We start from the raw sequence: 23,561 nt of genomic DNA, 5'->3' as shown, positions 1-23,561 counted from the left end.
TACACCCTGTCAGTCGCTTCGCTCGAAGTTCTAAATGATTAAGAGGATCAGGGTCATCACATGCTAAAAGTTACCAAAGCGGTTTTTCCCGTTGCGGGTCTCGGTACGCGGTTCCTCCCCGCGACCAAGGCCAGCCCGAAGGAAATGCTGCCTGTCGTCGACAAGCCGCTGATTCAATACGCGGTCGAGGAAGCGATGGCCGCCGGCATCACCGAAATGATCTTCGTCACCGGCCGCAGCAAGCGTGCCATCGAGGATCATTTCGACAAGTCCTATGAGATCGAAGCCGAGCTTGAGGCGCGCGGCAAAGAGAAGCTTCTCGAGCTCGTGCGCAGCATCAAGCCGAGCCACGTCGACTGCTTCTACGTGCGGCAAGCCGAGGCGCTCGGTCTCGGTCACGCGGTGTTGTGCGCCGAAAAGCTCGTCGGCGACAACCCGTTCGCCGTCATCCTCGCGGACGACTTGCTGTACGGCAGGCCGCCCGTCATGTCGCAGATGATCGAAGTGTTCGACCACTATCACAGCTCGGTGATCGGCGTCGAAGAGATCCCGCCGCAAGAGACGAAGTCGTACGGCATCATCGACGGCAAGGAGTGGGAAGACAACATCGTCAAGCTGTCGGGCATCGTCGAGAAGCCGGAGCCGGCGGTTGCGCCGTCGAACCTCGGCGTGGTCGGCCGCTATGTGCTCAAGCCGCGCATTTTCGACCACATCCGCGCGCTCAAGCCCGGCGCGGGCGGCGAGCTCCAACTGACGGACGCGATCCAGTCGCTCTTGTCGGATGAGCAAGTGCTCGCGTACAAGTATCACGGCACGCGTTTCGATTGCGGCAGCAAGCTCGGCTATCTGAAGGCGACGGTGGAATTCGCGCTGCGCCATCCGGAAGTGGCGAAGGACTTCGAAGAATACCTGCGCACGCGTTCGCCGGTTCTCGAAGGCTAAGCGTCAACGGCCTTTGCACAAAAAAATGCCCGTCACGTTCGTGACGGGCATTTTGCTTTGGGCGTCTGATTTTCAGCGGCGCCGCATCAAGAAGATGAACGTCTTGTCCTGCGAACTCGACTCGACGATTTCGTTGCCAGTCTGCTTGGCGAACGCAGCGAAATCGCGCTGCGAACCGGGGTCGGTCGCGAGCACTTTCAAAATCTGGCCGCTCGTCATGTCGGCCAGCGCCTTCTTCGCCCGCAGAATCGGCAACGGGCAGTTGAGCCCGCGTGCATCGACTTCCTTGTGAACTTCCATCGCGATTGAACCTTCCGTGTGCCTGGTGGTTGGATTCTAACGCAGCGCTCACAGATCCACCGGCCGCCCGCTCGTTGCTTTTCTTCTCCTCACTTGGGAGTTTTCCACTTAACGCCTTTAGTGCGAGCGGATAAATTCGCCAACTCTCTTGCATCACCCTTCGCAGTCTTCGTGTGCCACGCGTCTTTCGACCGTAAGTGACGACAACGCTGTATCAAATTTTGTACAATGACCGATGAGAAAGAAATCCGCTGGGTCGGCTCGTCCTATGACGACATTCTTGAGTTCCCCTCGGCGGCACGGCGCGAAGCAGGCTTTCAGCTTGGCCGTTTGCAAGTCGGGCTTGATCCCGAAGACTGGAAGCCCTTTGACGATGTTGGCCCCGGTGTGCGGGAGATCCGCATCAGGGACACAAGCGGAATCTATCGCGTCATGTACGTAGCGAAATTCGAAGAAGCGGTTTTCGTATTGCATTGCTTCCAGAAGAAATCGCAAACGACGTCAACGCACGACAAGATGATCGCCGCCATTCGCTATCGGGCGATCGTTCGGGAAAGAAAGGCACGAACATGAACAAGGTTGACACGAAAGTCCGGCACGTGACCAAGCGAGATGCGAACATCTTCGCAGAGCTCGGTTTTACGCCTGCGGAAGCGCGCCGGTATCAAACCGAGTCGCAGGCGCTCATCGGTCAGACTCTCGCTCTCAAAGAGCAACTCATGGACGAGCTGGCGGCCTGGATCGAAGCCCAACATCTCAAGCAAGCTGATGCCGCCGTGGTTCTTCACGTCACCCGGCCGCGCGTATCGGACGTCGTCAACAAAAAGACGAGCAAGTTCACGATTGACTCGCTCGTAGAGATGCTCGCCCGCATAGGCAAGCCGGTCACGCTGGTCGTGGGGTGACGGCGGGACCAACTCGAACGCGGGCGATGCCTACCGCAGCGCTCACAGATCCACCGGCCGCCCGCTCGCATACGCTTCGCGTAACGCGATGCCGATGCGCGTCGCCTCCCGCGCGTCGTTCAGCGTGAGGCCAGTCGGCGTACCGTCGTTCAGCAACGCGACGAACGCCTGCGCCTCGCGCAAGAACGCGTCCTCGAAACGCTCGAAGAACGTCGGCGTGCACGCGTTGCGCATGCCGTGCTCATCCGCGATCTCGACGCGGTTGAGCCGCGGATTGCGCCCCACCGACAACGCGCCCGCCGTGCCGATTACTTCGGTCTGCGTATCATGTCCATGCGCCATCGTGCGCGAGGCGTAGAACATGGCGAGCCGGCCATCGTCGAATTCGACTACACCCACGCCGTTGTCGATATCGCCGCATTCGCGCAAGCCTTCGTGAATCGCTATCGTCCCGCTCGCGAACACGCGCTTTGCACGCGGATTGCCGAGCATCCAGCGCGCGAGGTCGATGTCATGCACGCTGCAATCGAGAAAGAGTCCGCCCGAAGTCGGCGCGAAACGCACGAAGAAACCGTCGGGGTCGTTCTTGTCGCAGGTCTGCGAGCGCACCATGAACGGCCGGCCAATCGCGCCTTTCGCGACCTGCTCGAATGCATCGCGATAACTCGCGTCGAAGCGGCGCACGAAGCCGATCATCACATGCAACTGCGGATGCCGCGCGTGCGCCTCGATCACGCGGTCGCATTCGGCGAGATCGAGCGAGAGCGGCTTTTCGCAGAAGACGTGCTTGCCCGCGTCCAGCGCGGCGATGATCTGCCGCGCGTGCAGCGATGTCGGCGTGACGAGCCACACCGCATCGACCGATGCGTCGGCGAGCAGCGCGTCGTAGTCCGCGTAGAGCGCAAGCTCCGGCAGGCGTTCGCGCGCCCACGCGCGTTCCTCGTCGACGGGACTGCAAGCAGCAACGAGCTTCGCGCACGGCACATGCCACGCGAGATTCTCGGCGTGGCGCCGTCCCAGCCGCCCGAGCCCGACGAGTCCCACACGAACCGCGCTCACGCCGCTTGCTCCGCAAGCCGCACGATGCGCTTCTCGCGCCACGAAAGCGTCGCGGCTTCGGCCAGTTCCAGCGCCTTCAGGCCGTCCGCGACCGTCGTGCGCACCGGCTTGCCGCGATTCACGGCATCGAAGAAATGCGCGATTTCCAGGGCATACGCCGCGCGATACCGTTCGAGAAAGAACGCTTCGGGCACGTCCGACGAGACGGCAGTCTTCGAATATGCGGTGACTTCGGTCGGACGCACGTTGCCCGCCTGAAGCATGCCGGCGCTGCCGAGCAATTCGAACCGCTGATCGTAGCCATACGCCGCGCGCCGCGCCGTGTTGATCTGGCACAGCCGGCCGCGCTTCGTGCGGATCGTCACCGCGGTCGAGTCGATATCGCCGGCATCCGCGATAGCCGGATCGGAGAGGCAACTGCCGGTCGCGTGCAGCGTCTCCGCTTCGTCGTCGAGCATCCAGCGGAAGATGTCGAAGTCGTGGATCAGCATGTCCTTGAAGATGCCGCCCGAATGCTTGATGTACTCCACCGGCGGCGCGCCCGGATCGCGGCTCGTGACGATCAGCATTTCCGGATCGCCGATCTCGCCCGCTTCGACGCGCGCCTTCAGCGCCGAGAACGTCGGATCGAAGCGCCGCTGAAAGCCGATCATGCACACGACGCCCGCGCGCTCCACCGCATCAGCGCAGGCGCGCGCGCGTTCGAGCGTGAGGTCCACCGGCTTCTCGCAGAACACGTGCTTGCCCTGTGAGGCCGACTGCATGATGAGGTCCGCGTGCGTGTCCGTGCTCGAACACACGACGGTCGCGCCGATCGTCGCATCGCCCATTGCGCCGTCGATATCGGCCACCTGAGCGCCGTGCTGTTCCGCAAGCGCGGCCGCCGCGTCACGGTTCACATCGACGACATACTTCAGCCGCACGCCCGGCTGCCGCGCCAGATTCGCCGCGTGAATCTTGCCGATGCGCCCCGCACCAAACACCGCCACGTCAATCGTCATAACCGCCTGTCTCCCTGGATTCTTCGACGTTCAATTCGAGCCGGTACGCGAGCGCGATAAACAGCGCCTGGCACAGGCAGATGGTGCTCGTGAGCGAGCGGAACGCGAACGCGCTGCCCTCCTTCACGAGCAGGCTCGCGCTCGCGTGACGCGCGAGCGGCGAAAGCTGGCTATCGGTGATGACGAGCGTCGCCGCGCCGTGATGCTGCGCCGCGCGCACGCAGTATTGCGTCTCCTTGCCGTACGGCGCGAAGCTGATCGCAATCAGCACATCGCCCTTTTTCACGCTGCGAATCTGTTCGCGGAACATGCCGCCGACGCCCGAAATCAGATGCACGCGCTTTTTCGTATGGCCGAGCGCATAGACGATGTAGCTCGCCACCGCGAACGAGCGGCGCACGCCGATCACATAGATGTTCTCCGCCTTCTCCAGCATCTCGACGGCGGCTTCGAACTGCGCGTCGTCGATTCCGGCTTCGAGTTCGTCGAGGCCCGCGCGGCTCGCCGCGATGAATTCGCGCGCCACGGAAACGCCCGACGCGACGCCAGCTTTCTCGTCGATCAGCTTGCGGATGCGCTGCTGGTAGCTCTGCGCCGTGCTCCCGCCCGCATACGCCTGCCGGAACACCGCCTGAAGGTCGGAGAAGCCGGAGAAGCCGAAACGCTGCGCGAAACGCACGACCGCGGACGGATGCACGCCGCACGACGCGGCGATATCGCTCGTGCGGTCCATCATCACGCTCTGCCGATGCTGCTCGATATACGACGCCACGCTCTTCAACTGGCGCGGCAGCGAGTCGTAGGCATCGGTGATCCGCTGCATCAGGTCGTCGACGGAAAGCACGTCGGTACTGGTTTCATCCTGCATGGAAAGCCCGGTTCGTCGGTGCCCGAAAGCGAGCGCCGGTGCTGGCGATTATAGAAAGCGTGCGCGGAAATTGGAAAGCATTTTCCATTTGTCGCACCGTTGAAATATCTATTGCAGGCCGCTGAAAACTGACCTACTCTTGCTCGTGAGCATGGTTCGAGCGGCCTCTGGGCCTCTGAACGGCTCGCTAAAAGATCACACCAGACAACAACCGAGATAGGTGGAGACAATGACCCTTTGCAACGGTCGGGCCGCGCTGCGCGCGCTGGCGGCTGCTGCTGCGCTGTGCAGCGCCGCGTTGTTCACGACGTCCCCCGCTCACGCGGCGCCGGACGCCAGATTCGTGCTAATCAGCCACGCGCCGGACTCGGACTCGTGGTGGAACACCATCAAGAACGCGATCAAACAGGCGGACGAGGACTTCAACGTCCAGACCGACTATCGCAATCCGCCCAACGGCGACATCGCCGACATGGCGCGTCTCATCGAACAGGCCGCCGCGCGCAATTACGACGGCGTCATCACGACGATCGCAGACTTCGACGTGCTGAAGAGCGCGCTCAACAAGGTGACGGCCAAGAAGATCCCGCTCGTCACGATCAATTCCGGCACCGAGGAACAGAGCGCACAACTGGGCGCGATCATGCACATCGGTCAACCGGAGTACGTGGCGGGCAAGGCGGCGGGCGAAAAGGCGAAAGCGGCCGGCGTGAAGTCGTTCCTGTGCGTGAACCATATCGCGACGAACACCGTGTCGTTCGATCGTTGCCGCGGTTTCGCGGATGCCATCGGCGTGGACTACAAGGCGTCCACGGTGGACTCGGGACAGGACCCGACCGAGATCCAGTCGAAGGTGTCGGCGTTCCTGCGCAATCATCCGGATACGCAGGCGATTCTCACGCTCGGACCGACGCCCGCGTCCGCGACGCTCAAAGCCGTCACACAAATGGGCCTGCAAAACAAGGTCTATTTCGTGACCTTCGACTTCTCCGATGACATCGCGAAGGCGATCAAGGACGGCACGATCAAGTTCGCCATCGATCAGCAACCGTACTTGCAGGGCTACATTCCGGTCGCGGTGCTCTCCATCGTGAAGAAGGAGCACACCACCGATCCGGCGAAGATCCGCCAGCTTCTCGAAGCGAATCCCAAGTTCAAGGCGCGCCTCGAGACGTATGGCTTGCAGCCGTCGTATGGCCCGAAGAACATCCGCTCGGGCCCGGGCTTCATCACTAAAGACAATCTCGACAAGGTCGTGAAGTACGCCGGGCAGTATCGCTAATGCACGGTTGACCGCTTCGGGCGGCGCCCCGGGCGGGCCGCCCGCTTTTCTCCGACATGACCCTCTGCGGCGTCCATGCGTGGGCGCGGCAGGCACGCACGCATCGTTACTGCATCGCTATCGTTTCAAGGAGCCATCATGGGCGTAGCCGGCAAGCACTATCCTCCACACGCGAATCCCCAGCACGACAGCGCCGACGCTGCGACCGACAAGGACAGGCTATCGGACGAGCGCGTGCGCCGGCAGTCGTGGTTCGGGCATTTCCTGAATCGCCCGGAATTCGCGGCCATTTCGGGCACGGTGCTCGTGTTCCTGGTGTTCGGCTTCGGCGCGGGTTCGTCGGGCATGTTCAACCTCGACGGCGTGATGAACTGGTCACAGGTCGCCGCTTACTTAGGATTACTCGCGGTCGGCGCGTGCCTCTTGATGATCGCGGGTGAGTTCGACTTGTCCATCGGCTCGATGATCGGCTTTGCCGGCATGATGGTCGCGCTGCCTTCGGTCTATTTTTATTGGCCGATCTCCGTCTCGATTCTCTTTGCGTTCGTCGCGTCCATGCTGCTCGGCGCGCTCAACGGCTATCTCGTGATGCGCACGCGATTGCCGTCGTTCATCGTCACGCTCGCGTTTCTGTTCATTCTGCGCGGTCTGACGCTCGCACTGTCGATCATGTTCGCGGACCGCACGATCATCTCCGGTGTCGGCGATCTCGCGCAGAAGGACTGGGTCGCCGATACGCTTTTTCATGGCGTCGCGCTGCACGGCTTCTTCACGTGGCTCGCGCATCTGGGCATCGGCAAGCTGCTGGATAGCGGCGAACCGCTCGTGCCGGGCATTCCGAAGGTCATCATCTGGTGGTTCGTGCTCGCGGCGATCGGCGCGTTCGTGCTCGCGAAAACGCGCTACGGCAACTGGATTCTCGCGGTCGGCGGCGATTCGAACGCCGCGAAGAACGTCGGCGTGCCGGTCAAGCGCGTGAAGATATCGCTCTTCGTGCTGACCGCGTTCTGCTCGTGCCTCTTCGCCGTGCTGCAAGTGTGCGACATCGGCTCGGCGGCGGCGGATCGCGGCCTGCAGAAGGAATTCGAAGCGATCATCGCGGCGGTCATCGGCGGAACGTTGCTCACGGGCGGTTACGGTTCGGTCGTCGGCGCATGTTTCGGAGCGCTAATCTTTGGTGTTGTGCAAATCGGCATCACGTACACGAACGTCAGCTCCGACTGGTTCCGCGTGTTTCTCGGCGTGATGCTGCTGATCGCCGTGCTCTTCAATCACTACGTGCGCCGCCGCGTGTCGCAGGCGCAATGAGGACGAACGCCATGAACGACGACAACATTCTCGCGCTCGAAAACGTCAGCAAGTTCTTCGGCAAGGTGATTGCGCTCAACGGCGTGACGCTGCGGCTCAAACGCGGCGAAGTGCACTGTCTGCTCGGCGATAACGGCGCGGGCAAGTCCACGCTCATCAAGACGCTGGCCGGCGTGCATGCGCCCTCTTCCGGTCAGTATCTGGTCGATGGCAAGCCCGTGCATTTCGAATCGCCGAAAGAGGCGCTCGATCTGGGCATCGCGACGGTGTATCAGGATCTGGCGCTCGTGCCGCTTCTGTCGGTCGCGCGCAATTTCTTCATGGGCCGCGAACCGCAGAAGAAACGTTTCGGCCTTTTCAGCGTGATGGACCTCGATCTCGCCGCCCAAACGTCACGCGCCAAACTTGCGGAAATGGGCATCCACGTGCGTGATCCGCATCAGCCCATCGGCACCATGTCCGGCGGCGAAAAGCAATGTCTCGCGATTGCGCGCGCCATTCACTTCGGCGCACGCGTGCTGATTCTGGACGAACCGACGGCCGCGCTCGGCGTGAAGCAGAGCTTCAACGTGCTCAAGCTCATTCACAAGGCGCGCGCAAAAGGCATATCGGTGATCTTCATCACGCATAACGTGCATCACGCGTATCCGATCGGCGACTCGTTCACGCTGCTCAATCGCGGCCGTTCGATGGGCACCTTCACGAAGGACACCATCACGAAGAACGAAGTGCTCGACATGATGGCGGGCGGCGCAGAGATGCAAAAGATGATCGGCGAACTCGAAGGCGCGACCATCTGATACCGAGGACTTCATTCATGCCTGCACAAAACTTCTCTCGCTTCGCACCGGACCGCACGCGCGACATCGTGTGCCTCGGGCGTCTCGCCGTCGATCTGTATGCGCAGCAAGTCGGCGCGCGGCTCGAAGACGTATCGACGTTTGCGAAGTATCTCGGCGGATCGTCGGCGAATATCGCATTCGGCTGCGCGCGGCTCGGGCTCAAGTCGTCGATGCTCGCTCGCGTCGGCAACGATCACATGGGGCGCTTTCTCACCGAAACGCTCGCGCGCGAAGGCTGCGATATCAGCCATGTTCGAACCGATCCCGAGCGGCTGACCGCGCTCGTTCTGCTCGGCATAGAAGATCGCGATACGTTTCCGCTCGTCTTCTATCGCGAGAACTGCGCGGACATGGCCGTCGACGAAAGCGATTTCGACGAAGCGTATATCGCGTCATCGAAGGCGCTGCTGATCACGGGCACACACTTCTCGACGGAGCACGTGAACCGCACGAGCCGCCGCGCGCTGGAATATGCGCGACGCAATCAGGTGCGCACGATTCTCGATATCGACTATCGGCCGGTGCTGTGGGGTCTCACGGGGAAGGCCGACGGCGAAACGCGCTTTGTCGCCAACGAAGGCGTGACCGCGCATTTGCAGCGCATTTTGCCGCTAATGGATCTCGTGATCGGCACCGAAGAAGAGTTCCGTATCGCGGGCGGCAAAGACCGTCTCATCGATGCGCTCACGATGGTGCGTACCGTCACGAGCGCGACGCTCGTGGTGAAGCGCGGGCCGCTCGGATGCTCGATCATTGAAGGCGCGGTGCCCGCTTCCATCGACGATGCGCCGGTTCACGGCGGCGTCGAAGTGGAAGTGCTGAACGTGCTCGGCGCAGGCGATGCATTCGCTTCGGGCTTCCTCTCCGGATGGCTGCGCGACGCGCCGCTCGAAGCCTGCGCGAGCGCGGCGAATGCATGCGGCGCGCTCGTCGTTTCGCGACACGGCTGCGCGCCCGCGATGCCGACGCCCGCCGAACTCGACTATTTCCTCGCGTCGGCCAAACAAGACCCAGCACGCATGCGCCGCCCCGACCGCGATGCGACGCTCGCACGGCTGCATCGCGTGAGCCCCGCGCGCAAGGCATGGGACGAAGTGCTGGGTTTTGCATTCGATCATCGCAACCAGTTCTTCGAACTCGTGCAGCAAACGGGCGCAAGCGAAGCGCGCATTTCTAGGCTCAAAGGCGCGTTCGTCGAAGCGGTCGCGCAGACGGAAAAGGAGCTGCAACTCGAAGGACGCATCGGCGTATTGATCGACGACCGCTACGGACAGGATGCGCTGAACGCGGCAACGGGGCGCGGCTGGTGGATCGGCCGGCCCGTGGAGTTGCCCGGCTCCATGCCGCTCGTCTTCGATCATGGCCGATCGATCGGCACGACGCTCATCGAATGGCCGCGCGAGCATGTGGTGAAGTGCCTCGTTCACTATCACCCGGATCATCCGCACGACGTGCGGCTCGAACAGGAAGCGCAGTTGCGCGCGCTCTACGATGCAGTGCAGGCAAGCGGCCACGAATTGCTGCTCGAAGTGATCGTGCCGAAGAACGGACCGCCCGTTGCAGACGACACCGTGTATCGCGCGCTGAAGCGGCTCTATAACCTTCAGTTATACCCCGAATGGTGGAAGCTCGAACCGATGAGCGCGGCGCAATGGCAAGCCGTCGATGGCCTGATCGCCGAACGCGATCCGTATTGCCGTGGCGTCGTGCTGCTGGGATTGTCCGCGGGCGTCGATCAGTTGCGCGATGGCTTCAGGGAAGCGGCTTTGTCGAAGACATGCAAAGGCTTCACAGTTGGCCGCACGATCTTTCATGAGCCGAGCCACGCATGGCTCGCGGGTGAGATAACCGACGAGGAACTTATTGGCCGCGTGCGCCGCACGTTCGAGACTTTGATCGCGGCATGGCGCGACGCCCGCGCATCGCAGGACACGACAGCCGATATCAAGACCCTTCACGCAACTCAGGAGCAAGCCGCATGAACGCAGTGGCTTCCACCATCACACTGACCGCTGCGCAGGCGCTCGTGCGCTATCTCGCGGCACTGCGCACGGAACACGGCGAGCCGCTTTTCGGCGGCGTTTTCGCGATCTTTGGGCATGGCAACGTCGCGGGCATGGGCGAGGCGCTCTATCGCCATCGCGAGGAATTGCCGACGTATCGCGCGCATAACGAGCAGGCGATGGCGCATAGCGCGATTGCCTTCGCCAAGGCGCACATGCGGCGCCGCATGATGGCGGTGACGACATCTATCGGCCCGGGCGCGACGAATCTCGTCACAGCGGCTGCGCTCGCGCATGTCAACCGCTTGCCGGTGCTGCTTTTGCCAGGCGACATCTTCGTCTCGCGCGCGCCTGATCCCGTGTTGCAGCAAGTCGAAGATGCGCATGATGGCGGGGCATCGGCGAACGATGCGCTCAAGGCCGTGTCGCGTTACTTCGATCGTATCGTGCATCCCGCGCAGTTGCTGAGCGCGTTGCCGCGCGCCATTCGCGTCTTGACCGATGCGGCGCAATGCGGTCCCGTGACGCTCGCGTTGCCACAAGACGTGCAGGCGATGGCGTATGACTACCCTGCTTCGTTCTTCGAGCCGCGTGTGGTCGAGTTTCATGCGCCGGCTGCATCGGCGCGCGAGATCGAGCGTGCCGCCGCGCTGCTGCGTGAATCGCGCGAGCCGATGATCGTGTCGGGCGGCGGCGTGCTCTACGGCCTCGCGACGGACGCGCTGCGCGACTTCGCGCACAAGCACGGCATTCCGGTCGCTGAAACGCAGGCCGGCAAGGGCGCGCTCGCATGGGGCGACGCGTTGAACGTGGGCGGCATCGGCGTGACGGGATCATCGTCCGCGAATGAACTCGCGCACGCGAGCGATTGCGTGCTGGCCGTCGGCACGCGCTTGCAGGACTTCACGACGGGATCGAACACGCTCTTCACAGCGGCCACGCTTCTCGCCATCAACGCCAATCCATTCGATGCGCTCAAGCAGAACGCCGTGGCCGTCGAAGCGGATGCACGGCTCGCGCTCGATGCGCTGTCGCAAGCGCTCGGCGACTGGCGTGCGGCGCCCAAATGGACCACGCGCGCGCAACGTCTTGCGAACGACTGGCGCGAGACCGTCGCGCACGTGACGAACACGCCGCCGCCGGACGGCCGCTTGCCGCGCGAAGCGGAGGTGATCGGCGCCGTGCAACGTTCGCACGATGCGTCGCCGGCCGACGATATCGTCGTCTGCGCCGCGGGCACGCTGCCCGCCGACTTGCAGAAGCTGTGGCGCACGGGTGCGCCGGGCGGTTATCACGTCGAATACGGCTATTCGTGCATGGGCTATGAAATCGCGGGCGGCCTCGGCGTGAAGCTCGCGCGGCCCGAACGCGAAGTCATCGTGATCGTCGGCGACGGCAGCTATCTGATGATGAACAGCGAGCTTGCTACATCGGTGATGCTCGGTGCGAAGCTCATTGTCGTGCTGCTCGACAATCGCGGCTATGGCTGCATCAACCGCTTGCAGCAGGCGTGCGGCGGCGCGCCGTTCAACAACCTGCTCGACGATTGCAAGCAAGGAGAAGCGGGCGCGCCGCATATCGACTTCGCCATGCACGCGCGTTCGATGGGCGCGCTCACGGAACACGTAGCCAACGTCAATGAACTGCAGGACGCGATGAAGCGCGCGCGCGCCGCCGACCGCAGCTATCTGATTTCGATCGACACCGATCCCGCCCGCACCACCGAAGAAGGCGGATGGTGGTGGGAAGTAGCGGTGCCCGAAGTCTCGGATCGCGATGCGGTCATGTCCGCGCGCGCGAGCTATGAACGCGCGCTGAAGGCTCGCGCGGGCAACATCGACTAAGCATCAAGAAAAAGGACACGACACCATGCCCCTGAATGTCCGCATCGGCATCAATCCCCTGTCATGGATGAACGACGACTTGCCTTCGCTCGGCGGCGAGACGCCGCTGTCCGTGGCGCTGACCGAAGGCAAGCGCATCGGCTATGAAGGCTTCGAACTCGGGAACAAGTTTCCGCGCGAACCTCAAGCGTTGAAGACGCTGCTCGCGCAATACGATCTGGCGCTCGTCTCCGGCTGGTATTCCGGGCAGCTTGCGCGACGCAGCGCGGAAGAAGAGATCGAAGCGGTTGGTCCGCATCTCGACCTGCTAGCGCAAAACGGCGCGACGGTCATGGTCTATGGCGAAGTGGCCGGTTCGATTCAAGGCGCACCGCGTCCGCTGTATCAGCGTCCGCGCTTCTTCTCGGATGCGCAATGGTCGCAATACGCCGAGCGGCTGAACCGCTTCGCCGAATACACGCTTTCTAAGGGCGTGCGCGTCGCCTACCATCATCACATGGGCGCGTATGTCGAAACGCCAGCGGACGTGGACCGTTTGATGGCGCTGACGAGCGATGACGTCGGTCTGCTCTTCGATGCAGGTCATATCACCTTCGCCGGCGGCGACGCATTGAGCGTGCTGCAAAAGCACATTGCGCGCGTGTGCCATGTGCATTGCAAGGATGTGCGCACCGATATCGTGAAGCTCGCGCGTAACCGCAACTGGAGCTTTCTCGATGCGGTTATCAACGGCGCGTTCACCGTGCCGGGCGACGGCGCGGTCGATTATCCGGGCATCGTCGCATGTCTTGCTGCGCATGACTATCGCGGCTGGCTCGTGGTGGAAGCGGAGCAAGACCCCGTGATTGCGCCGAGCTATGCGTATGCCGACAAGGGCTATCGCACGCTGCGCGCACTCGTCGATGCAACGTATAAGGAGGCGGCATGAGCCTGCTAGTGAAAGCATCGCGCGAAGGCCAGACCATCGCGCGCGTCACACCGGATTCCGCAGGCTGGAAGCATGTGGGCTTCGCCGCGTATCGCATGGACGCGGACGATGTCGTGCACGTGTACGACGCGGACCGCGAAAGCTGCATCGTCGTGTTGACGGGAACGGTCAGCATCGAAGCGGGCGACGAGCATTGGCAGTCCATCGGCTCGCGCGACAGCGTGTTCGAAGACGCCGCGCCGTACGCGGTCTACGTGCCGCCGAAGCTCGCCGCCATTGTGCGCGCCGAACGCGAAACGGAGCTTGCCGTGGCGAGCGCGCCCGCAACGGGGCTTTATCCGCCGCGTCTTATCGAGCCTTCGCAGATGAAGCGCTCGACGCGCGGCAAACACGCGAATACGCGCTACGTCTGCGATATTCTCCCGCAAACCGAAACCGCCGAGTCGTTGCTTGTGGTGGAAGTGAGAACGCCCGGCGGACATGCATCGAGTTATCCTCCGCATAAGCATGATCAGGATAACGTACCAACCGAAAGCGCGCTTGAGGAGACGTATTATCATCGCCTGAACCCGCCGCAAGGCTTTGCGTTCCAGCGGGTCTATACCGACGAACGCGATCTCGATGAGACCATGGCCGTCGAAGATCACGATGTGGTGATGGTGCCGCGCGGCTATCATCCGGTCGTCGTGCCGTATGGCTACGACAACTACTATCTGAACGTCATGGCGGGCGACAAGCGCACGTGGCACTTCAAGAACGACCCGAAGCACGAATGGATCGTGGAGCGCGACAGCAAAGGTTGATTCACCCTACCGACAACCACTCGCGCATCACGTCGTCGCGCTGCTCGAGTTGCGCGAGCGAACCGTCGAAGCGCACCGCGCCGTGCCCCATCACCGCGACGCGCGCATTCAACATGCGCGCGATCGTGAGCCGCTCTTCAATCAGCAGTATCGCGACGCCGCGTTCTCGCAGCGTCGCGAGGCATGCGGCCACTTGCGCGATGACCTGCGGCGCGAGCCCTTCGCCGGGCTCGTCGATGACGATGAGCGATGGATCGCCCATCAGCGTGCGTGCGAGTGCCAGCATCTGTTGTTCGCCGCCCGACAGCGCGCCCGCCTTCACCGACGCACGCTCACGCAGGGCGGGAAAAAGCGCGTACGCATCGTCGAAGGTGAAGCGCGTGCCTTTACGTTCGCCGAGCGCGAGGTTCTCGCGCACGTTCAGAGCGGGAAACACATCGCGCGTTTCCGGCACATAGCCGATGCCCAACCGCGCGATCTGAAACGCACGCAATCCGACAAGCTGCACGTCGCGAAAGCGCATGTCGCCCGCGCATCGCACGAGACCCATGATGGCTTTGGCGAGCGTCGAACGGCCCGAACCATTCCGGCCGACGAGCGCCACGGCTTCGCCTTCATCAACCGACAAGTTCACGCCGTGCAGCACTTGCGCCGCGCCATACCACGCACGCAAGTCCGCGATACGCAGCAGCGCCCTCATGCCGAAGCTCCCAGATAAGCCTCTTGCACCGCGCGATTGCGGCGGATGGCATCGGGCGCATCCGATGCGATCACGCGTCCTCGAACCAGCACCGACACGCGATCCGCAAGCGAGAACACCGCATCCATGTCGTGCTCGATGACGAGCAGTGTGCGCCCTTCCGTCGTCGCGCGAATCAGGGCGAGCGCACGCGCCGCCTCCGCGCGATTCATGCCCGCGGTGGGTTCATCGAGCAGAATGAGCGGCGCATCGGTTGCGAGCGCGATGCCCAGATCCAGCGCGCGCTGCTCGGCATAGGTGAGGCGCGCGGCGGGCTCGTCGGCGCGTGAAGAAAGGCCGATGGCATCGAGCATCGCGCGGGCACGTTCGTCTATGGCGTGCGAGCGGAACCAGCGGTCCATCCATCGCGAAGACGCCGCGCCCAGCACCGCGCATCGAAGGTTGTCGAACACGGAGAGACGCGCGAACATGCTCGTCGTCTGGAAGCTGCGCGCGAGCACGCGGCTCACGCGCTGCGGCGGCTTGCCGGTGATATCGACGCCCTGCGCGACGATGCGCCCCGCGTTCGGCTGCGCGCGCCCCGAGATCAGATCGAAGAGCGTCGACTTGCCCGCGCCGTTCGGTCCGATGATCGCGTGCCGCTCGCCCTTCTCGACGCGCAGATCGACGCCGCGTAATACCTCGGTCGCGCCGAATCGCTTGACGACGCCTTCGACGTGCAGTGCAGCGGTCATCGCACGTGCTCCTTTCTCGCGCCCAAACGAGCGAGCCAGAGCCCGAGCAACGCGCACGGCGCCGCAATCCATAACGCGCCGCGCGGCAGCGCGACGGCATCGGCGTGACGCGCATAGAGCGTCTCGACGGCGACGACCACCGCGACGCCCCATGCAAGCGCGCTAAGGACCCGGAGGACGAGCGCACGCCTATGGAGCGTTACAAGGCCGGCGATGCCGTCCGGCAACGCGACGACCGCCCACATGAAGAAAAGGCCGAGGTACATCGGCCAGGCGGCGGACACGCTCGCCACCGCGACGCTGAAAAACGTCAGCAGCACCGCGCCGATCACAGGCCCGAAAAACGACGCGGTGCCGCCGATCACCGTTGCCACGAGTACGCCCGTCGAGCGCGCGAGTCCGACGCTCTCGGCCGACACCAGTTCTACGTTCACCAGCGACAACACGCCCGCGATGCCCGCGAAGAAGGCCGACACGACAAGCATCGTGAAGCGGACGCGGCGCGGCGCGAAGCCGATGGCCGCGGCGCGCGCCGGATTGTCGCGCACGGCGTTGGCGAGCCGGCACATCGGCGTTCGCGTGAACGCGAACATCGCAAGCGACGAGACGATGCACCAGCACGCGATCAGCGCATACGCCTGCCACAGCGGGCCGAACGTCCAAGCGAACAACGGCGGGCCACTCGCGCGGTCGATGCTTACGCCGCCTTCGCCTCCGAACCAGCCGGGAATGAGCCAGACGCTTGCTGCCACGAGTTCGCCGATGCCGAGCGTGATCATCGCGAACGCGGTGCCCGCGCGTTGCGTCGAGATCGCGCCGATGGCGACGGCGGCGAGCGCGGCGGCGCATCCGCCGACGAGCGGCAAGAGCGGCAAGGGCACGCGCAAGCCGGAAAAAACGTGCGCGGCAGCGAACGCGCCCACGCCCGCATAGACGGCATGACCGAACGACAGCAAGCCCGTTTCGCCGAGCAGCAGGTTGTACGAGAGCGCGAATACGATCAACGTCGCGGTCTGCGCGAGATACGCGAGCAGCCACGATTGATGGAAGAAAATTGGTGGCAGCGCGAGCGCGGCCATCAGCAAGACGAACGGGACTGACCTACGCATCGCGCGTGCGCTCGCCCATGAATCCGTGCGGGCGCGCGGCGAGCATCGCGACGAGCAGCAGATACGGCAGCACCGGCGCAAGTTGCGCGAGGGTCAGCGCGCGCCACGCGTCGGGCAATGCAATGCCGAACGATGCCGCGATGCTGCCCGCCGAGGCCGCAGACCCGACCGTGAACGTCTGCGCGCAGCCGATCAAGAGCGACGCAACGAGCGCGCCCGACAGCGATCCGATCCCGCCGATCACGACGACCACGAACACGATCGGCCCGACCGCATCGGCCATGGCGGGTTCGATGACGGCAAGCGGCGCGCCGATGACGCCCGCAAGCGCCGCGAGCGCGGTGCCGACCGCAAAGACCGTCGTGAAGACGCGCGGCACGTCGTGGCCGAGCGTTTCGACGGTCGCCGGATGCGTCAGCGCCGCGTGCACGACGAGCCCCGTGCGCGATGTGCGAAGCACGGTGGCCAGCACGCCGAGCATCGCGATGGAAAGCGTCATCATGAAGACGCGATAGCGCGGGAAGGCCGCGCCGTACAGCGTGAAGAGCGGCCCGTCGAGCGCGTGCGGGATCGTAGCGGGCAATGGCCCCAGGCCCCAGACGAGCTTGACGCCCTCGCCTATCACCATGGCCGCGCCGAAGGTCAGCAGGAGTTCGGCGAGCGCGCCGCGCGAATGCACGCGTCGCAGAAGATATCGCTCGAAGAGTGCGCCGAGTGCGCCGACCGCGAGCGGCGCAACGACGAGCGCGACCCAGAATCCGGCATGAACGCCAAGCGCCTCACCGACGTACGCGCCCAGCATGTAGAAGCTCGCGTGCGCGAAGTTGAGCACGCCGAGCATCGAGAAGATCAGCGTGAGCCCGGCCGACAGCATGAAAAGCAGCAGCCCGACACTCACGCCGTTGAGCAGGCTGACAGTGAACCACTGAAGCGACACGAAAACCTCAGGCGTTGACCAGCGGCTTCAACGCATCGACGAGCGGTGCGGGCAGCGGCACGGGCCTGCGCGTCGCGCGATCCACGTACACATGCACGAAATGCCCTTGCGCAGCCGCCTCGTCCGCGCCTTCCGCGAAGATGCCGACTTCGTAACGCACGCTCGTCGCGCCGAGCCGCTCCACGCGCAAGCCCGCGTCGACGCGTTGCGGAAACATCAGCGGCGCGAAGTAATTGCAGCGCGTCTCGACGACGAGCCCGATAGTCTCGCCTTCGTGGAAATCGAGCACGCCCTGGCGCAATAGATACTCGTTCACCACCGTATCGAAGTAGCTGTAATAGACGACGTTATTGACGTGTCCATACACGTCGTTGTCCGACCAGCGCGTGCTGATCGCGAGAAAGTGCGGGTAATCCGCTCGCGTGCTTCGAACCGGCTTCGTCATGGTTCAGAGGGATTCCGTGAGCATGCGGCGATAGTCGTCGGCGCTCGCCTCGCGCGGGTTCGTCTTGTGGCAATGATCCGCAAGCGCGCCCTTCACGACCTTGTCGAACATGCTTTCGTCCACGCCCATTTGCGACAGACGCGTCGGCAAGCCGAGACGCTCGGTCATGTCGTGCAGCGCCTGCGCGACATCCGCGTTCTCCGCGAGATTCATCACGCGGCGCATGCGCTCGAAACGGCGCTCGGCGACGACTGTCGGCGCGCTTTCGTTGAAGCGCAGCACGGCGGGCAAAACGACGGCGTTCAGCGTGCCGTGATGCAGCGACGTGCGCCCGTTCACCGCAAGCCCGCCCAGCGGATGAGACAGCGAATGCACACAGCCGAGTCCCTTTTGGAACGCCATCGCGCCTTGCATCGACGCCGACATCATGTTGAGTCGCGCGTCGCGGTCCTGACCGTTGCGCGTGGCTCGCTCGATATTCGCCCAGGCGCGTTCGAGCCCGTCCAGCGCAATGCCGTCCGCGGGCGGATTGAACGCCGGCGCGAGGAACGTTTCGATGCAATGCGCGATGGCGTCCATGCCGGTCGCGGCGGTGAGGCCGGGCGGCAGGCCGAGCGTGAGCGAAGGATCGCAGATGGCGGACTTCGGCAGCAGATGCCACGAGTGAAAGCCGAGCTTGCGTCCGTCGTTCAGGATGATGATCGCGCCGCGCGCCACTTCGCTGCCGGTGCCGGACGTGGTCGGCACCGCGATGAGCGGCGCGGCGCGCTCGCTGATCTTGCCGCTGCCGCCTTCGATGGTCGCGTAGTGCGTGAGCGGCTCGTCGTGCGTGGCGGCGATCGCGACGCCCTTCGCGAGATCGATGGACGATCCGCCGCCCACCGCGATCAAGCCGTCGCAGCCTTCGCGCTTGTACTGCGCGGCGGCTTGCATGACCATCGCTTCGGTCGGGTTGGATGGCGTGTCGTCGAATACGGGCAGCGCACCGAGCTTCGCACTCTCAATGACACGCGCGGACAGCCCCGCCGCCGCGACGCCCTTGTCCGTGATGACGAGCGGCCTTTTCATGCCGATGCGCGCGCATTCGCTCTGCAGCATCGCAAGCGAGTCGTAGCCGAGATGGATATGCGTCAGATAGAAGATGAAGGCCATGGCGGGCGGTGGCATGCGATTGAGGTGCGGCCATGTTGGAGCCGCGCGGCGAACGTGTCAATCGGGGTCCGCCGCGCGCACGCTAAGGCTGAGAATCAGCGCGCCGTGGATAGCGCGCGCACTTCGTCCGCGAAACGCTCGACGGTTTCCTGCTTCGTGTCCCACGCGCACATGAGCCGGCAGCCGCCGGAGCCGATGAACTGATAGAACCGCCAGCCCTTCGCGCGCAGTGCCGCCGACACATGCGCGGGCAATTCCGCGAACACCGCGTTCGCCTCGGGCTTGAACAGCACCTTCACGCCGGGAATGTCCGCGAGGCGTTCGGCCATCAGTTGCGCCATCGCGTTCGAGTGGCGGGCGTTGCGCAGCCACACGTCGTCATCCAGCAGGCCGAGCCACGGCGCAGAAATGAAGCGCATCTTCGATGCAAGCTGCCCCGCCTGCTTCAGCCGATACGCGAAATCCGTGGCGAGCGCCTTGTCGAAGAACACGACCGCCTCGCCGACCGGCAGACCGTTCTTCGTGCCGCCGAAGCAGAGCACGTCGACGCCCGCGCGCCACGTGATCTCGGACGGATGCACGTTCAGCGTCGCGACCGCATTCGCGAAACGCGCGCCGTCCATGTGCACCTTCAGATGCCGGCGCTTCGCGATAGCGGCGATCGCGCGCACTTCCTCGACGGTATAGACCGTGCCGACTTCCGTCGCCTGCGTGAGCGCGACGACCTTCGGCTTCGGATAGTGGATGTCGGCGCGCTTCGTGACGAGTTCCTCGATGGCATCGGGCGTGAGCTTGCCGTTCTCGCCCTTTGCCGTCAGCAGCTTCGAGCCGCCGGAGAAGAATTCGGGGCCGCCGCATTCGTCGGTTTCGATATGCGCGAGCTCGTGGCAAATGACCGAGTGATACGACTGGCACAGCGACGCCAGCGCAAGCGAATTGGCCGCCGTCCCGTTGAAGACGAAGAAGACTTCGCAGTCGGTCTGGAACAGTTCGCGAATGCGGTCGCAGACGCGCGCGGTCCACGAATCGTCGCCATACGCGGGCTCGTGGCCGCTCGTGTTGGCCTCGACGAGCGCGGCGAGCGCCTCGGGGCAGATGCCGGCGTAGTTGTCGGAGGCGAAATGCTGGGTGAGTGGCGTGGGCGCTGTCATGGGAATCGCTGTGATGGCTCGTGGCTTCGCGCGGACGATGTCGGTCATACGTCTGCGCCGGGATGCCGGCCATTTTAGCGGTTCGGTCACTCGGGCGCGGTCACGCGATGTGGCGATGCGCGCGCCCGGAGAAACGCGAGCGGCATGTGCCGCCCGCGTCTTTCCACTTACTTGCCGCTCGGGGCGCTCGCCGCTGCGGCTTGTTGGGCTTTCTTGTCCTTCTTGTTGGCTTCGTGATGGCCGATGGCGCAGCCGCCGACCGCGCCCGCCGTGCCATGCTTGCCCGCCACGTGCCCCGCGACGCCGCCGACGGCCGCGCCTTCCAGACAGCCCTTCGCCTCTGCCGCCCCCGCCGAAGCGATCATCGCGGTGGCGAGCAAAACGGATGCGAATGTGCGATTCATGGTTCATCTCCCTTTGTGGTTGAGTGAACCGCCGTTGCACACGGTATGCCTGACAGCCTGTAATGATGAAACGAAGCGGCCCGATCGACTTTCGCCGATCGGGCCGCGCGGAGCTGCTGCTACGTCAGCGTTTAGAGCTGTTGCTGCACCCAGCCCGTCACGCCCGCAAGCGCCGCCGGCAGCTTGGCAGGCTCGGTGCCGCCCGCCTGCGCCATGTCGGGCCGGCCACCGCCCTTGCCGCCCACCTGCTGCGCGACGAAGTTGACGAGCTCGCCTGCCTTCACCTTCTTCGACGCATCCGGCGTCACGCCCGCGATCAGGCTGACCTTGCCGCCATCGACCGATGCGAGCACGATCGCTGCGCTCTTCAGCTTGTCCTTCAGCTTGTCGACGGTTTCGCGCAGCGTCTTCACGTCCGCGCCCTCGAGTTCGGCGGCGAGCACGTGCACACCGGAAACGTCCACGGCTTGCGAGACGAGTTCATCGCCCTGGCTGGATGCGAGCTTCGACTTGAGCGCTGCCAGTTCCTTTTCGAGCGACTTCACGTGCTCCTGAACCTGCCCGATGCGCTGCGTCAGTTCCGACGGCTGCGCCTTCAGCACGCTCGCCGCCGCGTTGATGCGTGCGTCGAGGTCCTGCACGTAGCGCACGGCGTTGTCGCCGGTGATGGCCTCGACGCGGCGAATGCCCGCCGCCACGCCGCCTTCCATCACAATCTTGAACAAGCCGATGTCGCCTGTGCGCTGCACGTGCGTGCCGCCGCACAGCTCGCGCGAAAAGCCGAGGTCGAGCACGCGCACGGTGTCGCCGTATTTCTCGCCGAAGAGCGCCATTGCGCCGCCCTTCACCGCTTCGTCGTAAGGCATGACGCGCACGACGCCCGGGGCGTTCGCCAGAACCTCGGCGTTCACGATCTCTTCGACGCGGCGAATCTGCTCGTCCGTCATTGGCGCGTTATGCGCGAAGTCGAAGCGCGTCTTGTCGGCATCGACGAGCGAGCCTTTCTGCTGCACGTGGCCACCGAGCACTTCGCGCAGCGCCTTGTGCATCAAATGCGTGGCCGAGTGATTGCGCGCGGTGCGGGCGCGCCGCACGGCGTCGATCTGCGCCTTCACCACGTCGCCGACCTTGAGCGTGCCTTGCGCGACCGTGCCGTGATGACCGACGACATCCGCCTGCACCTTCAGCGTGTCGGCCACTTCGAAGCGCGTCGACGCGTTGACGAGCACGCCCTGATCGCCGACCTGACCGCCCGATTCCGCGTAGAACGGCGTGTGGTCGAGCACGACCACCGCTTGTTTTCCCGCTTCCGCCTGCTGAACCGACGCGCCCTCCACGTACAGCGCGACGATCTTCGCGTCGTCGAAAATTTCCTTCTCGTAGCCGTGGAACGTGGTCTTCGCGCCCGAGTATTCGAGGCCCTGCGCGAGTTTGAACTTGCCGGCCGCACGCGCCTGATCACGCTGGCGGGCCATGGCGTCGTCGAACGCGGGTTCGTCCACCGTCACGCCGCGCTCGCGGCAGACGTCGGCCGTCAAGTCCAGCGGGAAACCGTAGGTGTCGTGCAGCTTGAACGCGAGTTCGCCGTCCAGTTGCTTGACGCCCTTCTTTTCCAGCTCGGCGAGTTCGCCTTCGAGAATCGACATGCCGTGCTCGATCGTCTCGAAGAAGCGCTCTTCTTCCTGACGCAGCACGTCGGTCACGCGCTGCTGCGCGTCTTTCAGTTCGGGATACGCCGCGCCCATTTCCGCGACGAGATCGGCCACGAGCTTGTGGAAGAACGCGCTCTTCTTGCCGAGCTTGTAGCCGTGACGGATCGCGCGGCGCACGATACGGCGCAGCACGTAGCCGCGGCCTTCGTTGCCGGGAATCACGCCATCGACGATCAGAAACGAGCACGCGCGAATGTGGTCCGCGATCACCTTCAGTGAGTTGTTTTCCAGATCGGCCGTATTCGTTTCGCGGCCCGCGGCCTTGATGAGCGTCTGGAAAAGGTCGATTTCGTAGTTGCTATGCACGTGCTGGAGCACGGCGGCAAGACGTTCGAGACCCATGCCCGTGTCAACGCATTGCTTGGGCAGCGGCGTCATGTTGCCCTGCGCGTCGCGGTTGAACTGCATGAACACGAGGTTCCAGATCTCGATGAAGCGGTCGCCGTCTTCTTCGGGAGACCCCGGCGGGCCACCCCAGATTTCCGGACCGTGGTCATAGAACACTTCGGAGCACGGACCGCACGGGCCGGTATCGGCCATCTGCCAGAAGTTGTCCGATGCGTAGCGCGCGCCCTTGTTGTCGCCGATGCGGATGATGCGCTCCGTCGGCACGCCGATTTCCTTCGCCCAGATGTCGTAGGCTTCGTCGTCTTCCTGATAGACGGTGACGGTGAGCTTGTCCGCCGGCAGCATGTAGACCTTGGTCAACAGCTCCCAGCAATAGTGGATGGCATCGCGCTTGAAGTAGTCGCCGAACGAGAAGTTGCCGAGCATCTCGAAGAACGTGTGATGCCGCGCGGTATAGCCGACGTTCTCCAGATCGTTATGCTTGCCGCCCGCGCGCACGCTGCGCTGCGCGGTGGTCGCGCGCGTGTACGGCCGCGATTCGGCGCCGAGGAACACGTCCTTGAACTGGACCATGCCCGAGTTCGTGAAAAGCAGCGTCGGGTCGTTACCGGGCACGAGGCTCGACGAACGGACGATCGTGTGGCCCTTCGATTCGAAGAACTTCAGGAATTTCTCGCGTATTTCGGCGGCTTTCATGGCGTACGGGGCGCGTCTGCGTTCTCTGATGCGGTTTTTGGTAATGCCCGGCACGGCCTTGCGACAAGGACTTTCGGCCAGGCAGAGG

At 63.9% G+C, this 23,561-nt stretch carries 23 protein-coding genes; 10 read left to right on the top strand and 13 right to left on the bottom strand.

The window, feature by feature from the left end; translation table 11 throughout:
• Positions 1-60 precede the first annotated feature (60 nt).
• Positions 61-942, top strand: coding sequence for a UTP--glucose-1-phosphate uridylyltransferase GalU (gene galU / locus P9239_RS09305; RefSeq protein WP_244846848.1), 882 nt, complete (start codon positions 61-63; stop codon positions 940-942).
• A 72-nt stretch (positions 943-1,014) separates the two neighbouring features.
• Here the strand turns inward: galU and P9239_RS09300 are convergent, their stop codons facing one another.
• The gene (locus P9239_RS09300; protein ID WP_206466644.1) at positions 1,015-1,242 is read right to left on the bottom strand and encodes a sulfurtransferase TusA family protein; all 228 of its coding nucleotides are present in this window, start codon (positions 1,240-1,242) and stop codon (positions 1,015-1,017) included.
• 228 nt (positions 1,243-1,470) lie between these two features.
• On the opposite strand from P9239_RS09300, the gene P9239_RS09295 reads away from it, so the two are divergent.
• Both P9239_RS09295 and P9239_RS09290 read left to right on the top strand, forming a co-directional pair.
• Positions 1,471-1,815, top strand: coding sequence for a type II toxin-antitoxin system RelE/ParE family toxin (locus P9239_RS09295; protein WP_309750173.1), 345 nt, complete (start codon positions 1,471-1,473; stop codon positions 1,813-1,815).
• On the top strand, positions 1,812-2,147 hold the full coding sequence (locus P9239_RS09290; protein ID WP_309750172.1) for an XRE family transcriptional regulator: 336 nt from the start codon (positions 1,812-1,814) through the stop codon (positions 2,145-2,147). Before P9239_RS09295 ends, P9239_RS09290 begins: the two co-directional genes overlap by 4 nt.
• A 42-nt stretch (positions 2,148-2,189) precedes the next feature.
• Here the strand turns inward: P9239_RS09290 and P9239_RS09285 are convergent, their stop codons facing one another.
• The 3 genes from P9239_RS09285 to P9239_RS09275 are packed head-to-tail and all read right to left on the bottom strand — an operon-like array spanning position 2,190 to position 5,075.
• The gene (locus P9239_RS09285) at positions 2,190-3,206 is read right to left on the bottom strand and encodes a Gfo/Idh/MocA family oxidoreductase (protein ID WP_309750171.1); all 1,017 of its coding nucleotides are present in this window, start codon (positions 3,204-3,206) and stop codon (positions 2,190-2,192) included.
• Positions 3,203-4,207: an inositol 2-dehydrogenase gene (gene iolG, locus P9239_RS09280; protein WP_309750170.1), complete on the bottom strand. Its 1,005-nt coding sequence runs from the start codon at positions 4,205-4,207 to the stop codon at positions 3,203-3,205. The genes P9239_RS09285 and iolG overlap by 4 nt, the downstream gene beginning before the upstream one ends.
• The gene (locus tag P9239_RS09275) at positions 4,197-5,075 is read right to left on the bottom strand and encodes a MurR/RpiR family transcriptional regulator (protein WP_309750169.1); all 879 of its coding nucleotides are present in this window, start codon (positions 5,073-5,075) and stop codon (positions 4,197-4,199) included. The genes iolG and P9239_RS09275 overlap by 11 nt, the downstream gene beginning before the upstream one ends.
• A gap of 229 nt (positions 5,076-5,304) precedes the next feature.
• Between P9239_RS09275 and P9239_RS09270 the strand changes: the two genes are divergently transcribed.
• The 7 genes from P9239_RS09270 (at position 5,305) to iolB (ending at position 14,085) form a co-directional block, all read left to right on the top strand.
• A complete protein-coding gene (locus P9239_RS09270) occupies positions 5,305-6,357 on the top strand; it encodes a sugar ABC transporter substrate-binding protein (protein WP_309750168.1) in 1,053 nt (350 codons plus the stop codon).
• A 138-nt stretch (positions 6,358-6,495) separates the two neighbouring features.
• The gene (locus P9239_RS09265) at positions 6,496-7,665 is read left to right on the top strand and encodes an ABC transporter permease (protein ID WP_309750167.1); all 1,170 of its coding nucleotides are present in this window, start codon (positions 6,496-6,498) and stop codon (positions 7,663-7,665) included.
• Positions 7,666-7,676: 11 nt separating this feature from the next.
• On the top strand, positions 7,677-8,465 hold the full coding sequence (locus P9239_RS09260; RefSeq protein WP_309750166.1) for an ATP-binding cassette domain-containing protein: 789 nt from the start codon (positions 7,677-7,679) through the stop codon (positions 8,463-8,465).
• Positions 8,466-8,482: 17 nt separating this feature from the next.
• Entirely contained in the window at positions 8,483-10,489 is a 2,007-nt protein-coding gene (gene iolC / locus P9239_RS09255; protein WP_309750165.1) for a 5-dehydro-2-deoxygluconokinase, read from the top strand.
• Complete coding sequence (iolD, locus tag P9239_RS09250; RefSeq protein WP_309750164.1) at positions 10,486-12,354, top strand: 3D-(3,5/4)-trihydroxycyclohexane-1,2-dione acylhydrolase (decyclizing); 1,869 nt, start codon at positions 10,486-10,488, stop codon at positions 12,352-12,354. Before iolC ends, iolD begins: the two co-directional genes overlap by 4 nt.
• Before the next feature lie 25 nt (positions 12,355-12,379).
• Positions 12,380-13,282 (top strand): myo-inosose-2 dehydratase, encoded by a 903-nt coding sequence (gene iolE / locus P9239_RS09245; protein ID WP_309750163.1) that lies wholly within the window; start codon positions 12,380-12,382, stop codon positions 13,280-13,282.
• Positions 13,279-14,085 carry a 5-deoxy-glucuronate isomerase gene (gene iolB, locus P9239_RS09240; protein ID WP_309750162.1) on the top strand — a complete coding sequence of 269 codons (807 nt, stop codon included), beginning with the start codon at positions 13,279-13,281 and terminating at the stop codon, positions 14,083-14,085. Before iolE ends, iolB begins: the two co-directional genes overlap by 4 nt.
• Before the next feature lies 1 nt (position 14,086).
• Here iolB and P9239_RS09235 read toward each other — a convergent pair whose 3' ends face one another.
• The 9 genes from P9239_RS09235 to alaS form a co-directional block, all read right to left on the bottom strand.
• Positions 14,087-14,785 carry an ABC transporter ATP-binding protein gene (locus P9239_RS09235; RefSeq protein WP_309750161.1) on the bottom strand — a complete coding sequence of 233 codons (699 nt, stop codon included), beginning with the start codon at positions 14,783-14,785 and terminating at the stop codon, positions 14,087-14,089.
• The gene (locus tag P9239_RS09230; RefSeq protein WP_309750160.1) at positions 14,782-15,519 is read right to left on the bottom strand and encodes an ABC transporter ATP-binding protein; all 738 of its coding nucleotides are present in this window, start codon (positions 15,517-15,519) and stop codon (positions 14,782-14,784) included. The genes P9239_RS09235 and P9239_RS09230 overlap by 4 nt, the downstream gene beginning before the upstream one ends.
• Positions 15,516-16,628 carry a branched-chain amino acid ABC transporter permease gene (locus P9239_RS09225; protein WP_309750159.1) on the bottom strand — a complete coding sequence of 371 codons (1,113 nt, stop codon included), beginning with the start codon at positions 16,626-16,628 and terminating at the stop codon, positions 15,516-15,518. The genes P9239_RS09230 and P9239_RS09225 overlap by 4 nt, the downstream gene beginning before the upstream one ends.
• Entirely contained in the window at positions 16,621-17,502 is an 882-nt protein-coding gene (locus P9239_RS09220; RefSeq protein WP_309753964.1) for a branched-chain amino acid ABC transporter permease, read from the bottom strand. Before P9239_RS09220 ends, P9239_RS09225 begins: the two co-directional genes overlap by 8 nt.
• 70 nt (positions 17,503-17,572) lie before the next feature.
• Positions 17,573-18,010, bottom strand: coding sequence for a thioesterase family protein (locus tag P9239_RS09215; protein ID WP_309750158.1), 438 nt, complete (start codon positions 18,008-18,010; stop codon positions 17,573-17,575).
• 3 nt (positions 18,011-18,013) lie between these two features.
• The gene (locus P9239_RS09210) at positions 18,014-19,162 is read right to left on the bottom strand and encodes an iron-containing alcohol dehydrogenase (RefSeq protein WP_309753962.1); all 1,149 of its coding nucleotides are present in this window, start codon (positions 19,160-19,162) and stop codon (positions 18,014-18,016) included.
• Positions 19,163-19,257: 95 nt separating this feature from the next.
• Positions 19,258-20,313 (bottom strand): low specificity L-threonine aldolase, encoded by a 1,056-nt coding sequence (locus P9239_RS09205; RefSeq protein ID WP_309753960.1) that lies wholly within the window; start codon positions 20,311-20,313, stop codon positions 19,258-19,260.
• A gap of 167 nt (positions 20,314-20,480) precedes the next feature.
• Complete coding sequence (locus P9239_RS09200; RefSeq protein ID WP_309750157.1) at positions 20,481-20,717, bottom strand: hypothetical protein; 237 nt, start codon at positions 20,715-20,717, stop codon at positions 20,481-20,483.
• A gap of 131 nt (positions 20,718-20,848) precedes the next feature.
• Entirely contained in the window at positions 20,849-23,473 is a 2,625-nt protein-coding gene (alaS, locus tag P9239_RS09195; RefSeq protein ID WP_309750156.1) for an alanine--tRNA ligase, read from the bottom strand.
• Positions 23,474-23,561 lie beyond the last annotated feature (88 nt).

It is taken from the genome of Caballeronia sp. LZ062 (genome assembly GCF_031450785.1).
Lineage (GTDB): Bacteria > Pseudomonadota > Gammaproteobacteria > Burkholderiales > Burkholderiaceae > Caballeronia.
This window is presented reverse-complemented; position numbering and strand designations above follow the sequence as displayed.

Bases quoted from the DNA above. Each gene is read 5' to 3' on its own strand.
- galU (WP_244846848.1), top strand. From the start codon at position 61: ATGCTAAAAGTTACCAAAGCGGTTTTTCCCGTTGCGGGTCTCGGTACG.
- P9239_RS09300 (WP_206466644.1), bottom strand. From the start codon at position 1,242: ATGGAAGTTCACAAGGAAGTCGATGCACGCGGGCTCAACTGCCCGTTG.
- P9239_RS09295 (WP_309750173.1), top strand. From the start codon at position 1,471: ATGACCGATGAGAAAGAAATCCGCTGGGTCGGCTCGTCCTATGACGAC.
- P9239_RS09290 (WP_309750172.1), top strand. From the start codon at position 1,812: ATGAACAAGGTTGACACGAAAGTCCGGCACGTGACCAAGCGAGATGCG.
- iolG (WP_309750170.1), bottom strand. From the start codon at position 4,207: ATGACGATTGACGTGGCGGTGTTTGGTGCGGGGCGCATCGGCAAGATT.
- P9239_RS09275 (WP_309750169.1), bottom strand. From the start codon at position 5,075: ATGCAGGATGAAACCAGTACCGACGTGCTTTCCGTCGACGACCTGATG.
- P9239_RS09270 (WP_309750168.1), top strand. From the start codon at position 5,305: ATGACCCTTTGCAACGGTCGGGCCGCGCTGCGCGCGCTGGCGGCTGCT.
- P9239_RS09265 (WP_309750167.1), top strand. From the start codon at position 6,496: ATGGGCGTAGCCGGCAAGCACTATCCTCCACACGCGAATCCCCAGCAC.
- P9239_RS09260 (WP_309750166.1), top strand. From the start codon at position 7,677: ATGAACGACGACAACATTCTCGCGCTCGAAAACGTCAGCAAGTTCTTC.
- iolC (WP_309750165.1), top strand. From the start codon at position 8,483: ATGCCTGCACAAAACTTCTCTCGCTTCGCACCGGACCGCACGCGCGAC.
- iolD (WP_309750164.1), top strand. From the start codon at position 10,486: ATGAACGCAGTGGCTTCCACCATCACACTGACCGCTGCGCAGGCGCTC.
- iolE (WP_309750163.1), top strand. From the start codon at position 12,380: ATGCCCCTGAATGTCCGCATCGGCATCAATCCCCTGTCATGGATGAAC.
- iolB (WP_309750162.1), top strand. From the start codon at position 13,279: ATGAGCCTGCTAGTGAAAGCATCGCGCGAAGGCCAGACCATCGCGCGC.
- P9239_RS09235 (WP_309750161.1), bottom strand. From the start codon at position 14,785: ATGAGGGCGCTGCTGCGTATCGCGGACTTGCGTGCGTGGTATGGCGCG.
- P9239_RS09230 (WP_309750160.1), bottom strand. From the start codon at position 15,519: ATGACCGCTGCACTGCACGTCGAAGGCGTCGTCAAGCGATTCGGCGCG.
- P9239_RS09225 (WP_309750159.1), bottom strand. From the start codon at position 16,628: ATGCGTAGGTCAGTCCCGTTCGTCTTGCTGATGGCCGCGCTCGCGCTG.
- P9239_RS09220 (WP_309753964.1), bottom strand. From the start codon at position 17,502: ATGCTGTCGGCCGGGCTCACGCTGATCTTCTCGATGCTCGGCGTGCTC.
- P9239_RS09215 (WP_309750158.1), bottom strand. From the start codon at position 18,010: ATGACGAAGCCGGTTCGAAGCACGCGAGCGGATTACCCGCACTTTCTC.
- P9239_RS09210 (WP_309753962.1), bottom strand. From the start codon at position 19,162: ATGGCCTTCATCTTCTATCTGACGCATATCCATCTCGGCTACGACTCG.
- P9239_RS09205 (WP_309753960.1), bottom strand. From the start codon at position 20,313: ATGACAGCGCCCACGCCACTCACCCAGCATTTCGCCTCCGACAACTAC.
- P9239_RS09200 (WP_309750157.1), bottom strand. From the start codon at position 20,717: ATGAATCGCACATTCGCATCCGTTTTGCTCGCCACCGCGATGATCGCT.
- alaS (WP_309750156.1), bottom strand. From the start codon at position 23,473: ATGAAAGCCGCCGAAATACGCGAGAAATTCCTGAAGTTCTTCGAATCG.